Raw genomic sequence first — 13494 nt, 5'->3', positions numbered from 1 at the left:
CCCGTCCCCCGCTTGCGGGGCTTGACGCGACTCGGTTGGTGCGTCACTAAATGAACAAGCGTTCAATAATCCCGCATGGAGGCGGGCAGGGGAGGATAACCGCATGTTCACCGGTTCCATGAACTTCGATCTTGGCGAAGACGTGAATGCACTGCGCGATATGGTGCACGCCTGGGCGCAAGAGCGCGTCAAGCCGCTCGCCGCGAAAACCGATCTCGACAATAGCTTTCCGAACGAGCTTTGGGCCGAGATGGGCGAGTTGGGCCTGCTTGGCGTGACCGTGGCCGAAGAATATGGCGGCTCCGGCATGGGCTATCTGGCGCATGTGATCGTCACCGAAGAGATCGCCCGCGCCTCGGCCTCGATCGCGCTGAGCTATGGCGCGCATTCCAACCTGTGCGTGAACCAGCTCAAGATCAACGGCACCGAGGAGCAAAAGCGCAAATACCTGCCCGATCTGGTGTCGGGCGCCAAGGTCGGCGCGCTGGCAATGTCGGAATCCGGCGCTGGCTCGGATGTGGTGGGCATGAAGCTGCGCGCTGAAAAGCGCAACGGCTACTATGTGCTCAACGGCCACAAATACTGGATCACCAACGGCCCCGATGCCGATACGCTCGTGGTTTACGCCAAGACCGACCCCGAGGCGGGTTCCAAGGGTATCACCGCCTTTATCGTGGAAAAGTCGCTTGCGGGGTTCTCGACCAGCCAGCACTTCGACAAGCTCGGGATGCGCGGCTCGAACACGGCGCAGCTTTTCTTCGACAATTGCGAAGTGCCCTTCGAGAATGTGCTCGGGGTTGAGGGCAAGGGCGTGCGCGTCCTGATGTCGGGGCTCGATTACGAGCGTGTGGTGCTTTCGGGCATTGGCACCGGCATCATGGCGGCCTGTCTGGATGAGGTGGTTCCCTACTCGAAAGAGCGCCAGCAGTTCGGCCAGCCGATCGGGAACTTCCAGCTGATGCAGGCGAAAATCGCCGATATGTATGTCGCGATGAACACCGCGCGCGCCTACACCTACGAGGTCGCCAAGGCGTGCGACCGCGGGCAGGTGACGCGTCAGGATGCGGCGGCAACGGTGCTGTATGCGTCCGAGCAGGCGATGGTGCAGGCGCATCAGGCGGTGCAGGCTTTGGGCGGCGCGGGCTTCCTGAACGACAGCACGGTCTCGCGCCTTTTCCGCGACGCCAAGCTGATGGAGATCGGCGCGGGCACAAGCGAAATCCGCCGGATGCTGATCGGCCGCGAAATCATGGACAAAGCATGATGCGCAGCGTTTTTCTTGCCCTGATCGTTCTGCCCTCGCTGGCACTGGCTGTTCAGGCGCAGGACGGTCCGGTCGATGACGTGACCTATGACGATGCCCTGCTGATGAGCTGTCTGACCAGCAATCAGGGGAGTGACCTGTCCGTCTGTATCGGGGCGGCCTCGGGCGCCTGTATGGAGGCTTCGGAGGTTGGCGGCACAACGATGGGCATGTCCCTGTGCCTCGCCAATGAGGTCGATCAGTGGGACGGCTTGCTGAATGCCGTCTATCAAAAGCTGATGGCCACAGAACAGGCTGCCGATGCCGAGATGGCTGAAATCGGTGTGGATGGTCCGAAGATGGCCGAGGCGCTGAAAGCCATGCAGCGCGCCTGGATCGCCTATCGCGATGCAAGTTGCGACTATGAGGTCAGCCAGTGGGGCAATGGCACCGGCGCCGGCCCTGCCTATCAATCCTGTATGATGGATATGACGGCGCGGCAGGCGCTGGATCTCATCTCCAGACTGGAAAGCAAGGACATCTGACGTCCGCTTGTGAGGGTTCAATGAAACTGAATTCGTCTTTCATCTCCGGCTCGGAAACGGCGCAGCGCAACCGCGCGGCACATCTTGAGGCTTTGGGGATTGTCCGTTCGGCTGCCGAGGCGGCGGTTGCGGGGGGTGGTGCGGCCTCGCTTGAGCGCCACCTGTCGCGCGGCAAGATGGCCCCGCGTGAGCGCGTCGCGGGGTTGCTCGATCCCGGCTCGCCTTTCCTTGAGGTCGGCGCGACGGCGGCGCATGATATGTATGGCAATGCCGCCCCCGCGGCGGGTGTGATCGCGGGCATCGGTCGCGTGATGGGGCAAGAGGTGATGGTCGTCGCCAATGATGCCACCGTAAAGGGCGGCACCTATTACCCGATGACCGTCAAAAAGCACCTGCGCGCGCAAGAGATCGCCGAGGAATGCAACCTGCCTTGCGTCTATCTGGTTGATAGCGGCGGCGCGAACCTGCCCAATCAGGACGAGGTCTTCCCCGACCGCGACCACTTTGGCCGCATCTTCTATAATCAGGCGCGCATGTCCGCCAAGGGCATTCCGCAGATCGCTGTTGTGATGGGGTCCTGCACGGCGGGCGGCGCCTATGTGCCTGCGATGTCGGATGTGACGATCATCGTGAAAGAGCAAGGCACGATTTTCCTGGCCGGTCCGCCCTTGGTGAAGGCCGCGACGGGCGAGGTCGTGACCGCCGAAGATCTGGGCGGCGGCGACGTGCATACGCGCCTCTCGGGTGTGGCCGACTATCTGGCCGAGGATGACGCCCACGCGCTTGCCCTTGCACGCCGCGCGGTCTCGCATCTGAACCGCGCGAAACCCGGCACGGTGCAGTGGCAGGCTTCGGAAGAGCCCGCCTATGACCCCGAGGAAATTCTGGGCGTCGTGCCCGCCGATCTGCGCACGCCTTACGACATCCGCGAAGTGATCGCCCGCGTCGTCGATGGCTCGCGCTTTGACGAATTCAAGCCCCGCTTCGGCGAGACCATCGTCACCGGCTTTGCCCATGTGAAGGGCTGCCCCGTGGGGATCGTCGCGAATAATGGCGTGCTGTTCTCGGAGGCCGCGCAAAAGGCCGCGCATTTCATTGAACTCTGTTCGCAGCGCAATGTGCCCTTGGTCTTCTTGCAAAACATCACCGGCTTCATGGTGGGCCGCAAATATGAAAACGAGGGGATCGCGCGCCACGGTGCCAAGATGGTGACGGCTGTTGCCACGACCAATGTGCCGAAAATCACCATGCTGGTGGGTGGCTCCTTCGGGGCGGGCAACTACGGTATGGCCGGGCGCGCCTATAGCCCCCGGTTCCTGTGGACATGGCCCAACTCGCGCATCTCGGTGATGGGCGGCGAGCAGGCGGCGGGCGTTCTGGCCACCGTCAAGCGCGACGCGATTGAACGCAAGGGCGGGTCGTGGTCGGCCGAGGAAGAGGCCGAATTCAAGCGCCCCACGATCGAGATGTTCGAGCACCAGTCGCACCCGCTTTATGCCTCCGCGCGGCTGTGGGACGACGGCATCGTCGATCCGCGCAAGACCCGTGACGTGCTCGCGCTGTCCCTTTCGGCAAGCCTGTGCGCGCCGATTGAGCCCACGCGCTTTGGCGTCTTCCGTATGTAATCCCGCGCCCCCCGCGCGACGCATTCCCCGTCGGGGCAGGGCAGCCGCCCACCGGCGCTTCAAGAGGGAGGAACCCCAATGTTCCGCAAGATCCTGATTGCCAACCGCGGCGAGATTGCCTGCCGTGTGATTGATACCGCCCGCCGTCTGGGCGTGGCGACCGTGGCCGTTTATTCCGAGGCCGACGAACAATCGCGCCATGTCGCAATGGCTGACGAGGCGGTGCTTCTGGGTGGCCCCGCGCCGAAAGACAGCTATCTGCGCGGCGATGCGATCATTCAGGCCGCCCTTGCCACGGGCGCGCAGGCGATCCATCCGGGTTATGGCTTCCTGTCCGAGAATCCCGATTTCGTCGATGCGGTCGAGGCGGCGGGGCTGGTGTTTATCGGGCCGTCTGCCCGCGCGATCCGCGCGATGGGGCTGAAGGACGCGGCCAAGGCGCTGATGTCAGAGGCCGGTGTGCCGGTCGTGCCGGGCTATCACGGCGCCAATCAGGACCCCGAGCATCTGGCCGGCGCGGCCGAGCAGATCGGCTATCCGGTGCTGATCAAGGCGGTCGCGGGCGGCGGCGGCAAGGGGATGCGACTTGTCGAGCGCGCGGGCGATTTCGCGGCTGCACTGGCCAGCGCTCAGGGCGAGGCGCAAACCGCCTTTGGCAACCCCGCCGTGCTGATCGAGAAATTCGTCGACAAGCCGCGCCATATCGAGGTGCAGGTTTTTGGTGATGGCGCGGAGGCCGTTCACCTGTTCGAACGCGACTGTTCCTTGCAGCGCCGCCACCAGAAGGTCATCGAAGAGGCGCCCGCACCCGGTATGACGCCCGAGATGCGCGAAGCAATGGGGCTGGCCGCCGTGCGCGCGGCGCAGGCGATTGGCTATTCTGGCGCCGGCACGGTCGAATTTATCGTTGATGGCTCGGACGGGCTGCGCCCTGACCGCTTCTGGTTCATGGAGATGAACACCCGCCTTCAGGTCGAGCATCCCGTGACCGAGGCGATCACTGGCGTCGATCTGGTCGAATGGCAATTGCGCGTCGCCAGCGGCGAGGCTTTGCCTGCGCGGCAAGACGAGCTCTCGATCAAGGGCCACGCGTTCGAGGCGCGCCTCTACGCCGAAGACGTGCCTGCAGGATTCTTGCCCGCGACGGGGACGCTGTCGCATCTGCGCTTTGCCGATGGTTGCCGCGCCGATACCGGCGTGCGTCAGGGCGATGCGATCAGCCCGTGGTATGACCCGATGATCGCCAAGGTGATCGTGCACGGGCCGACGCGGGCGGCGGCGCTAAACGCGCTGGCGCGTGCGCTGGACGAAACCGAAGTGGCGGGCACGGTGACGAACCTTGCCTTCCTTAGCCGCCTTGCGCGCCACAAGGGCTTTGCGGCGGGGGATGTGGACACTGGCCTCATTGGCCGCGACATCGACGCGCTGACAGCGGAAACCGGCGTGTTGCTGGCTGCGCGTGCACTGGGCGTGATTGCCTCCGCCGGGCTTGAGGGCGGGCAGGGCAGCGGGTTCTCGCTTTGGGGCGCGCCGCGCCGCGCGGTCCCCTTCGAGACCGAGGCCCATATCCGCGCCCATAGCGCCACCCATATCACCGTCGAACTTGAAGGGGTCGCGCATGAGTGCCTGCTCAAGCCCGATGGCTGGTGGGTCGATGGCGTGAAGACCGGCGCGCGCTTCTATCATGCGGGGCCGGAGGTCACGGTCTTCATGCGCGGCGCCCATCGCTTTGCGGTGCCAGACGCGCTGGACCGTGCGGGCGACGAGGCGGGGTCGGACCTGACGCTTGCGCCGATGCCGGGTCTGGTGAAAGCTGTCTTTGTCGCGGCAGGTCAGGCGGTTCAGGCGGGCGAACGTCTGGCCATCATGGAAGCGATGAAGATGGAGCATACGATGCTGGCCGCGCGCGATGGCATTGTGGCCGAAGTTCTGGTCGCCGAGGGTGCGCAGGTCGAGGCCGGTGACGCGCTGATCCGGCTGCAAGAGGAGGAAGACGCATGATCCGACTGCACCACGTTCCTGGCTCGCGCTCGTTCCGGGTGCTCTGGCTGATGGAGGAGCTGGGGCTTGAGGCCGAGCTGCAAAACTGGTCGCTGACCGATGGCAGCCTGCGCAGCCCCGAGTTTCGCGCGCTCTCGCCTGCGGGCCGCATTCCGGCGCTGGAATACGAAGATATGGTTGTCTTCGAATCCGGCGCCATCGTCGAATATCTGACCGAGCAGACAGGTCGCCTTGCGCCCAAGCCCGGCACGCCCGAGCGTGCGGCCTTTCTGGGCTGGGTGCATTTTGCGGAAACGCAGGCCAATCTGGTGCAGAACCTCAACATCCATCATATCTTCCTGCGCCCGGAGAGCGCGCGCTCGGTTGCGATGATGAAGCTCGATACCCGTCGCCTTGAGGTGACGATGCGGGCGCTTGAAGACCACCTGATCGCGCATGAGTGGCTGCTGAGCGAGTTCTCTGCCGCCGACTGTATGCTGGGGTTCAATATCGACGCGATGTTCCGCTTCGTGCGCGGCGACGCCTATCCGGCGCTAACCGCCTATCGCGACCGTGTTCAGGCGCGTCCGGCCTATAAGGCTGCGCTGGAAAAGGCGGGCGGGGATGACATCTACGAGTTTGATTTCTACGAGATCCCCGATGCCTGAGACCGTTGAAATCTTCGAGATGGGTCCGCGCGACGGGCTGCAAAACGAAAAGCGCCAGATCCCGACGCCCGAGAAGATCGCCTTTGTCGATTGCCTGTCACGCGCGGGGTTCCGCCGGATTGAGGTGGGGTCCTTCGTCAGCCCGAAATGGGTGCCGCAAATGGCCGATTCCGCCGAGGTTTTCGCAGGCATCACCCGCGCGACGGGGGTGTCCTATGCCGCGCTGACCCCGAACCTCAAGGGGTTCGAGGGGGCGCTGGCTGCGCGCGCCGACGAGGTGGCGATTTTCGCTTCGGCCTCGGAAGGATTTTCCAAGGCTAATCTGAACTGCACGATTGACGAAAGCATCGAGCGCTTTGTGCCACTCGTGGCCGCCGCGAAAGAGGCAGGGGTGCCGGTGCGGGGCTATGTGTCGGTGGTGACGGATTGCCCCTATGACGGCAAGACCCAGCCAAATGCGGTGGCCCGTGTTGCGGCACGCCTGCGCGCGCTTGGCTGCTATGAGGTCAGTCTGGGCGACACGATCGGGCAGGGCACGCCCGAGGCGGTCGAGGCGATGCTGGCAATCGTGACCCAAGAGGTTCCGGCGGCCGAACTGGCCGGGCATTTCCACGACACGGCGGGCAGGGCGCTGTTGAACATCGAAGCCTCGCTCGCGCGCGGACTGCGCGTGTTCGACGCGGCTGTCGGGGGCTTGGGCGGTTGCCCTTATGCACCCGGTGCCGCAGGGAATGTCGCGACCGAGAAGGTCCGCGCCTTCCTTGAGGCGAAGGGTTATGCCACGGGCATCGACCCGCTGGTTCTGGAAGAAGCGGCCGCGATGGCGCTTGCGATGAAAGGGGCTGCCAATGGCTGAACTGATCCGGGTTTCCACTGACGCGCGCGGGGTGGCCAGCCTCGTTCTGGCGCGCGCCGAGAAACACAACGCGCTTTCCGAGCAGATGATGCTGGAGCTGACCGAGGCAATCCTTGATCTGGGGCGTGATCCTGCGGTTCGGGTGGTCGTGCTGATGGCCGACGGCAAGAGCTTTTGCGCGGGGGGCGATCTGAAATGGATGCAGGCGCAGATGGGCGCAACACCTGCCGAGCGCGCCGCCGGAGCGCGGGTGCTGGCGACGATGCTGCAAGCGCTCAATACCTGCCCCAAGCCCGTGATTGGTCGGGTGCAGGGGAACGCGTTTGGCGGCGGCATCGGCATGATGTCGGTCTGCGATGTGGCGGTTGGGGTCGAGGGCGCTTTGTTCGGACTGACCGAGACGAAGCTTGGCCTGACGCCCGCGACGATCTCGCCCTATGTGGTGGCGCGGATGGGCGAGGCGAATGCGCGGCGCGTGTTCATGTCCTCGCGCCTGTTTGGCGCAGACGAGGCGCAGGGGCTTGGCCTTCTGGCGAAGGTTGTCTCGCCTGAGGATCTGGACACCGCCATCGAGGCCGAGGTCGCGCCCTACCTCAAATGCGCGCCGGGCGCGGTGGGCGAGGCCAAGGCGCTGGTGCGGATGCTTGGCCCGCGCATCGACGAGGCCACGATCGATGCCACCATCGCGGCTTTGGTGCAGCGGTGGGAGAGCGATGAGTCGGCAGAAGGAATCAGTGCCTTCTTCGAGAAAAGATCGCCAAATTGGAATATGTAACCCTTCGCCGCTAAAGGTGAAAATCAGACGTATGTTTTAATCTACCCGCCCGCGTCAGGCGACTCGCGCCCAAAGGCCCGAGTCTCTTGGCGCGGGCAGTCTTTTCAGGGAAATGCGGGCTGCGACAGTTCGCCCCGCTTGAGTATGCATTTGTATACAAAAACCGAGATTTCCCGCCAAAACCCCGATAATTCGCACCACGTTCGGTTGACGCTTGAAAGGCACAGGGCTAAAGACCCTGTTAGCCGAAACTGCGTGACCTGTCGTTACGTTATGGAGGAGCCAAGCCTTGCACGATCTGCTTCGTGAATATCTCCCGATCCTCATCTTTCTTGGTATGGCGACCGCATTGGGCCTTGTCCTGATCCTCGCCGCCGTTGTCCTTGCCGTTCGCAACCCGGACCCCGAAAAGCTTTCCGCCTACGAATGCGGCTTTAACGCCTTCGATGATGCGCGGATGAAATTTGATGTCCGCTTCTACCTTGTGTCGATCCTGTTCATCATTTTCGACCTCGAGGTGGCCTTCCTGTTCCCCTGGGCCGTTGCCTTCGGTTCGATGAGCATGGTCGGGTTCTGGTCGATGATGGTGTTCCTGGCCGTGCTGACGGTCGGTTTTGCCTATGAATGGAAGAAGGGGGCGCTGGAATGGGCGTGATGACCGGATCGAACACCGCCGCGGCCGATATGGACGTGGCGACGCAGGCGCTCAACCGCGACCTGCAAGACAAGGGTTTCATCCTCACCACCACCGAGGATCTGATCAACTGGGCCCGTATCGGCTCGTTGCACTGGATGACCTTCGGTCTGGCCTGCTGCGCGGTCGAGATGATGCACACCGCAATGCCGCGCTACGACGTGGAGCGTTACGGGTTTGCGCCGCGCGCAAGCCCGCGTCAGTCGGACGTGATGATCGTTGCCGGCACGCTGACCAACAAGATGGCGCCCGCGCTGCGCAAGGTCTATGACCAGATGCCCGAGCCGCGGTATGTGATCTCGATGGGGTCGTGCGCGAATGGCGGTGGCTATTATCACTATTCCTATTCGGTGGTGCGTGGCTGTGACCGGATCGTTCCGGTTGACATCTATGTGCCCGGCTGCCCGCCCTCGGCGGAAGCCCTGATGTATGGCATCCTGCAACTGCAGCGGAAGATCCGCCGCACCGGCACGCTGGTGCGCTGAGGAGAGACAGATGAGCGAAGCACTTCAAGAACTGGCCACACACATCGAACTCAAGCGCGGCGAAGACGTGGTCTCGACCGAGATCGCCTTTGGCGAGCTGACCGTCACGGTCGCTGCCTCGCGGCTGGTCGATTTCGTGACCTTCCTGCGCGACGACGCGAACTGCATGTTCTCGACGCTGGTCGATGGCACGGGCGTCGACCATCCCGAGCGTCCGGTGCGCTTTGACGTGGTCTGGCACTTCCTCTCGATGTATCGCAACCAGCGTATCCGCGTGAAAGCGGCTGTGCGCGAGGATGAGATGTGCCCTTCGATCGTTTCGGTCTATCCGGCGGCAAACTGGTTCGAGCGCGAGACCTTCGACATGTTCGGCATCGTGTTCTCGGGTCACCCCGACCTGCGCCGCCTGCTGACGGATTACGGTTTCCGCGGCCACCCGCTGCGCAAGGACTTCCCGACCACGGGCTATGTCGAGCTGCGCTATGACGAGGCCGAGAAGCGCGTCGTCTATGAGCCGGTGAAGCTTACGCAGGAATACCGGCAATTCGATTTCCTCTCCCCGTGGGAGGGCGCGCAATACATTCTTCCCGGCGACGAGAAACAGAGCTGAGCCACAGCTGGGACGCGCCAGCGTTCCGGCATCATCGGCAAGACAGAGGTAAGACCCATGGACGGCGATATCCGGCAAAACACCTACGATGACGGCTCGAAGGATGTGCTGACCGACGAGCAGCGGATCCGTAACTTCAACATCAACTTCGGTCCGCAGCACCCGGCAGCGCACGGCGTGCTGCGTATGGTGCTGGAACTTGACGGCGAGATCGTCGAGCGTGCTGACCCGCATATCGGCCTGCTGCACCGCGGCACCGAGAAGCTGATGGAAAGCCGCACCTATCTGCAAAACACGCCCTATTTCGACCGCCTCGACTATGTGGCGCCGATGAACCAGGAACACGCCTGGTGTCTGGCCATCGAAAAGCTGATGGGGATCGAGGTTCCGCGCCGTGGCTCGCTGATCCGCGTTCTGTATTCGGAAATTGGCCGTATCCTGAACCACCTTCTGAACGTCACCACGCAGGCTATGGACGTGGGCGCGCTCACGCCGCCCTTGTGGGGCTTTGAAGAGCGCGAAAAGCTGATGGTGTTCTACGAGCGTGCCTGCGGCGCGCGTCTGCACGCCAACTATTTCCGTCCGGGCGGCGTTCATCAGGACCTTCCCGAGGCGCTGATCGACGACATCGAGACCTGGGCGAATGAGTTCCCGAAGGTTCTGGACGACATCGAGGGGCTTCTGACCGAAAACCGTATCTTCAAGATGCGTAACGCCGAAATCGGTATCATCTCCGAGCAGGACATTCTGGACTGGGGCTATTCGGGCGTGATGGTCCGTGGCTCGGGCCTTGCATGGGACTTGCGCCGCGCGCAGCCCTATGAGTGCTACGACGAGTTCGATTTCCAGATCCCGATCGGCAAGAACGGCGACTGCTATGACCGCTACCTCTGCCGCATGGCCGAGATGCGCGAGAGCGTGAAGATCATCCATCAGGCCATTGCCAAGCTGCGCGCTCCCGAAGGGAAGGGCGACGTTCTGGCCCGTGGCAAGTTCACGCCGCCCAAGCGGGGCGATATGAAAACCTCGATGGAAGCACTGATCCACCACTTCAAGCTTTACACCGAAGGCTTCAAGGTTCCGGCAGGCGAGGTTTACGCCGCTGTCGAGGCGCCCAAAGGCGAATTCGGCGTTTATCTGGTGTCGGATGGCACCAACAAACCCTACCGCGCGAAAATCCGCGCTCCGGGGTATCTGCACCTTCAATCAATGGATTACGTCGCCAAGGGCCACCAGCTCGCTGACGTTTCGGCCATCATCGGCACCATGGATGTCGTTTTCGGGGAGATTGACCGCTAATGCTTCGCCGTCTGCATAACGAACAGCCCGAGAGCTTTGCCTTCACGCCTGCGAACCTCGCATGGGCCGAAGCGCAGATCACCAAATATCCGGTGGGGCGTCAGGCTTCGGCGGTGATTCCGCTGCTGTTCCGCGCACAAGAGCAGGAAGGCTGGCTTTCGAAGCCCGCAATCGAATATGTCGCGGACATGCTGGGTATGCCCTACATGCGCGTGCTCGAGGTTGCGACCTTCTACTTCATGTTCCAGCTCGCGCCCGTCGGCTCGGTTGCGCATATCCAGATCTGCGGCACGACCTCGTGCATGATCTGCGGCTCGGAAGACCTGATCAAGGTCTGTAAAGAGAAAATCGCCGCGCATCCCTTTGAAATCTCTGCCGATGGCAAGTTCTCGTGGGAAGAGGTCGAGTGCCTTGGCGCCTGCGCGAACGCACCGATGGCGCAGATCGGCAAAGACTATTACGAGGATCTCACCGAAGAGAGCCTTGCCCGCCTGATCGACGAAATGGCCGCTGGTAAGGCGCCGCGTCCGGGCTCGCAGGTTGGCCGCTTCTCGTCGGAGCCTTCGTCGGGCCTGACCTCGTGCATCGAGGTTGCGGGCGACAAGGAAGCGCATAACGGCTCGGTCGGGATTGCGGTTTCGGTTGGCGATGTGGTCAAGAAAATCGACGGCACCGAGGTTCCGCTGAAGGCTCCGTGGCAGATGGGCGGCCAGTGGGGCGCGATCGGCATCATGGGTGCGGATCGTCCGAAATCGGCCGTGCAACAGGCAGCCGCAGCGAAGCCCGCAGCCCCGAAGGCTGAGAAAGCCGCTGCGCCTAAGGCCGAAAAGCCCGCCGCTCCGAAGGCTGAGAAGGCTGCGGCTCCGAAGGCCAAAGCCGAAGCTGTGGCCGAGGCCGAAGGCGCAAAGCCGAAGGGGCTGAAAGCGCCGCGCAAGGCTGGTGCCGACGATCTTAAGGTGATCGAAGGGGTTGGCCCGAAGCTTGAGGAAGTGCTCAATAGCTGGGGCGTCTACCACTACGACCAGATCGCCGCATGGGGCGCGGACGAAGTGGCCTATGCCGATGCGAATGTGCCGCGCTTCAAGGGCCGCTGCACCCGCGACAAATGGGTCGCGCAGGCAAAGATTATCGTCGAAGAGGGCATGGACGCCTTCCTCGAACGGGCAAAAACGAACGATTACTGAGGGGTGAATGGAGACCGCTGAACAGAACCGACGCGACGGCAAACTCGCCGCTATCGTCATGGCTGTGACAACGGTGCTCTGGCTCGCTTTTCAGGAGATCGGCAAGCAAACAGGCCTCGATCCGCGCTATGCGGTTCTGGGCGATCTGGTGGCTCTGGCCGCCTATGTATTCGCGCTGGCTCAGGTCTGGCGCATCTGGCGCCGGAGCTCCGGCAGATGAGGGAAACGACATGCTGAAAGATCAGGACCGGATCTTTACCAACCTTTACGGGATGTATGACCGTTCGCTGGCCGGTGCGAAGAAGCGCGGTCACTGGGACGGCACGGCTGGCATCCTCGGCAACGGACGCGACTGGATCATCGACCAGATCAAGGCCTCGGGTCTGCGTGGCCGTGGCGGCGCGGGCTTCCCGACCGGTCTGAAATGGTCCTTCATGCCGAAGCAATCGGATGGCCGTCCGCATTACCTTGTCATCAACGCCGACGAATCCGAGCCCGCGACCTGTAAAGACCGCGAGATCATGCGTCACGATCCGCACACGCTGATCGAAGGCGCGCTGATTGCCGGTTTCGCGATGGGCGCGAATGCTGCCTATATCTACATGCGCGGCGAATATGTGCGCGAGAAAGAGGCGCTGCAGGCCGCGATCGACGAATGCTACGAAGCTGGCCTGATCGGCAAGAATGCCTGCAAGTCGGGCGTCGATTTCAACGTCTATCTGGCGCATGGCGCCGGCGCCTATATCTGTGGCGAAGAAACCGCGCTGATCGAAAGCCTTGAGGGCAAGAAGGGGATGCCGCGGATGAAGCCGCCGTTCCCGGCGGGTGCTGGCCTTTACGGCTGCCCGACCACGGTGAACAACGTCGAATCCATTGCCGTGGTGCCGACCATCCTGCGCCGTGGCGCGGAGTGGTATGCCTCCTTCGGGCGCCCGAACAACACCGGCGTCAAGCTGTTCGCGATGTCGGGCCACATCAACACGCCCTGCGTTATCGAAGAGTCGATGTCGATCTCGATGAAGGAACTCATCGAAAAGCACGGTGGCGGTGTTCGCGGTGGCTGGAAAAACCTCAAGGCCGTGATCCCGGGCGGCGCATCGTGCCCCGTCCTGCCCGCGCATCTGTGCGAAGAAGCGATCATGGACTATGACGGCATGCGCGAGCTGAAGTCCTCGTTCGGCACCGCCTGCATGATCGTGATGGATCAGCAGACCGACATCATCAAGGCGATCTGGCGTCTGTCCAAGTTCTTCAAACACGAAAGCTGCGGCCAGTGCACGCCGTGCCGCGAAGGCACCGGCTGGATGATGCGTGTGATGGAGCGTCTGGTTACCGGCGAGGCCGAGGTCGAAGAGATCGACATGCTGTTCGACGTGACCAAGCAGGTCGAAGGTCACACGATCTGTGCTCTGGGTGACGCGGCAGCCTGGCCGATCCAGGGTCTGATCCGCCACTACCGCGAAGAGATCGAAGACCGCATCAAGGCCAAAAAGACAGGCCGTATGGGCGCGATGGCGGCGGAGTGAAACG

General features: G+C 62.9%; 14 protein-coding genes. All 14 read left to right on the top strand.

What is annotated here, in order from left to right; all coding sequences use genetic code 11:
- The first annotated feature begins 103 nt into the window (after nucleotides 1-103).
- Nucleotides 104-1264: an acyl-CoA dehydrogenase family protein gene (locus tag RYZ20_RS04160; protein WP_317670651.1), complete on the top strand. Its 1161-nt coding sequence runs from the start codon at nucleotides 104-106 to the stop codon at nucleotides 1262-1264.
- The gene (locus tag RYZ20_RS04155) at nucleotides 1264-1788 is read left to right on the top strand and encodes a lysozyme inhibitor LprI family protein (RefSeq protein WP_317670649.1); all 525 of its coding nucleotides are present in this window, start codon (nucleotides 1264-1266) and stop codon (nucleotides 1786-1788) included. Before RYZ20_RS04160 ends, RYZ20_RS04155 begins: the two co-directional genes overlap by 1 nt.
- Before the next feature lie 20 nt (nucleotides 1789-1808).
- Complete coding sequence (locus RYZ20_RS04150) at nucleotides 1809-3413, top strand: carboxyl transferase domain-containing protein (protein WP_317670647.1); 1605 nt, start codon at nucleotides 1809-1811, stop codon at nucleotides 3411-3413.
- Between the two features lie 78 nt (nucleotides 3414-3491).
- Entirely contained in the window at nucleotides 3492-5414 is a 1923-nt protein-coding gene (locus RYZ20_RS04145) for an acetyl/propionyl/methylcrotonyl-CoA carboxylase subunit alpha (protein ID WP_317670645.1), read from the top strand.
- The gene (locus RYZ20_RS04140; RefSeq protein ID WP_317670643.1) at nucleotides 5411-6061 is read left to right on the top strand and encodes a glutathione S-transferase family protein; all 651 of its coding nucleotides are present in this window, start codon (nucleotides 5411-5413) and stop codon (nucleotides 6059-6061) included. The genes RYZ20_RS04145 and RYZ20_RS04140 overlap by 4 nt, the downstream gene beginning before the upstream one ends.
- Nucleotides 6054-6917 (top strand): hydroxymethylglutaryl-CoA lyase, encoded by an 864-nt coding sequence (locus RYZ20_RS04135; protein WP_317670641.1) that lies wholly within the window; start codon nucleotides 6054-6056, stop codon nucleotides 6915-6917. Before RYZ20_RS04140 ends, RYZ20_RS04135 begins: the two co-directional genes overlap by 8 nt.
- Complete coding sequence (locus RYZ20_RS04130) at nucleotides 6910-7692, top strand: crotonase/enoyl-CoA hydratase family protein (protein ID WP_317670639.1); 783 nt, start codon at nucleotides 6910-6912, stop codon at nucleotides 7690-7692. The genes RYZ20_RS04135 and RYZ20_RS04130 overlap by 8 nt, the downstream gene beginning before the upstream one ends.
- A gap of 289 nt (nucleotides 7693-7981) precedes the next feature.
- The gene (locus RYZ20_RS04125) at nucleotides 7982-8347 is read left to right on the top strand and encodes an NADH-quinone oxidoreductase subunit A (RefSeq protein ID WP_317670637.1); all 366 of its coding nucleotides are present in this window, start codon (nucleotides 7982-7984) and stop codon (nucleotides 8345-8347) included.
- Complete coding sequence (locus RYZ20_RS04120) at nucleotides 8338-8871, top strand: NuoB/complex I 20 kDa subunit family protein (RefSeq protein ID WP_317670635.1); 534 nt, start codon at nucleotides 8338-8340, stop codon at nucleotides 8869-8871. The genes RYZ20_RS04125 and RYZ20_RS04120 overlap by 10 nt, the downstream gene beginning before the upstream one ends.
- A 10-nt stretch (nucleotides 8872-8881) precedes the next feature.
- The gene (locus RYZ20_RS04115; RefSeq protein WP_317670633.1) at nucleotides 8882-9481 is read left to right on the top strand and encodes an NADH-quinone oxidoreductase subunit C; all 600 of its coding nucleotides are present in this window, start codon (nucleotides 8882-8884) and stop codon (nucleotides 9479-9481) included.
- Between the two features lie 57 nt (nucleotides 9482-9538).
- Nucleotides 9539-10780 carry an NADH-quinone oxidoreductase subunit D gene (locus RYZ20_RS04110; RefSeq protein WP_317670631.1) on the top strand — a complete coding sequence of 414 codons (1242 nt, stop codon included), beginning with the start codon at nucleotides 9539-9541 and terminating at the stop codon, nucleotides 10778-10780.
- Complete coding sequence (locus RYZ20_RS04105; RefSeq protein WP_317670629.1) at nucleotides 10780-11964, top strand: NADH-quinone oxidoreductase subunit E; 1185 nt, start codon at nucleotides 10780-10782, stop codon at nucleotides 11962-11964. Before RYZ20_RS04110 ends, RYZ20_RS04105 begins: the two co-directional genes overlap by 1 nt.
- A gap of 7 nt (nucleotides 11965-11971) precedes the next feature.
- Nucleotides 11972-12184 (top strand): DUF5337 family protein, encoded by a 213-nt coding sequence (locus RYZ20_RS04100; RefSeq protein ID WP_317670627.1) that lies wholly within the window; start codon nucleotides 11972-11974, stop codon nucleotides 12182-12184.
- Nucleotides 12185-12194: 10 nt separating this feature from the next.
- The gene (gene nuoF / locus RYZ20_RS04095; RefSeq protein WP_317670625.1) at nucleotides 12195-13490 is read left to right on the top strand and encodes an NADH-quinone oxidoreductase subunit NuoF; all 1296 of its coding nucleotides are present in this window, start codon (nucleotides 12195-12197) and stop codon (nucleotides 13488-13490) included.
- Nucleotides 13491-13494: the final 4 nt, after the last annotated feature.

This window comes from Pseudothioclava alba (assembly GCF_033100795.1).
Lineage (GTDB): Bacteria > Pseudomonadota > Alphaproteobacteria > Rhodobacterales > Rhodobacteraceae > Pseudothioclava.
The sequence above is the reverse complement of the archived record's forward strand: the minus strand, read 5'-3'. Positions and strand labels throughout refer to the sequence as shown.

What these genes read in the sequence shown, in the direction of transcription:
- RYZ20_RS04160 (WP_317670651.1), top strand. Translation starts at nt 104, where the DNA reads ATGTTCACCGGTTCCATGAACTTCGATCTTGGCGAAGACGTGAATGCA.
- RYZ20_RS04135 (WP_317670641.1), top strand. Translation starts at nt 6,054, where the DNA reads ATGCCTGAGACCGTTGAAATCTTCGAGATGGGTCCGCGCGACGGGCTG.
- RYZ20_RS04105 (WP_317670629.1), top strand. Translation starts at nt 10,780, where the DNA reads ATGCTTCGCCGTCTGCATAACGAACAGCCCGAGAGCTTTGCCTTCACG.
- RYZ20_RS04140 (WP_317670643.1), top strand. Translation starts at nt 5,411, where the DNA reads ATGATCCGACTGCACCACGTTCCTGGCTCGCGCTCGTTCCGGGTGCTC.
- RYZ20_RS04110 (WP_317670631.1), top strand. Translation starts at nt 9,539, where the DNA reads ATGGACGGCGATATCCGGCAAAACACCTACGATGACGGCTCGAAGGAT.
- RYZ20_RS04145 (WP_317670645.1), top strand. Translation starts at nt 3,492, where the DNA reads ATGTTCCGCAAGATCCTGATTGCCAACCGCGGCGAGATTGCCTGCCGT.
- nuoF (WP_317670625.1), top strand. Translation starts at nt 12,195, where the DNA reads ATGCTGAAAGATCAGGACCGGATCTTTACCAACCTTTACGGGATGTAT.
- RYZ20_RS04100 (WP_317670627.1), top strand. Translation starts at nt 11,972, where the DNA reads ATGGAGACCGCTGAACAGAACCGACGCGACGGCAAACTCGCCGCTATC.
- RYZ20_RS04115 (WP_317670633.1), top strand. Translation starts at nt 8,882, where the DNA reads ATGAGCGAAGCACTTCAAGAACTGGCCACACACATCGAACTCAAGCGC.
- RYZ20_RS04155 (WP_317670649.1), top strand. Translation starts at nt 1,264, where the DNA reads ATGCGCAGCGTTTTTCTTGCCCTGATCGTTCTGCCCTCGCTGGCACTG.
- RYZ20_RS04130 (WP_317670639.1), top strand. Translation starts at nt 6,910, where the DNA reads ATGGCTGAACTGATCCGGGTTTCCACTGACGCGCGCGGGGTGGCCAGC.
- RYZ20_RS04150 (WP_317670647.1), top strand. Translation starts at nt 1,809, where the DNA reads ATGAAACTGAATTCGTCTTTCATCTCCGGCTCGGAAACGGCGCAGCGC.
- RYZ20_RS04120 (WP_317670635.1), top strand. Translation starts at nt 8,338, where the DNA reads ATGGGCGTGATGACCGGATCGAACACCGCCGCGGCCGATATGGACGTG.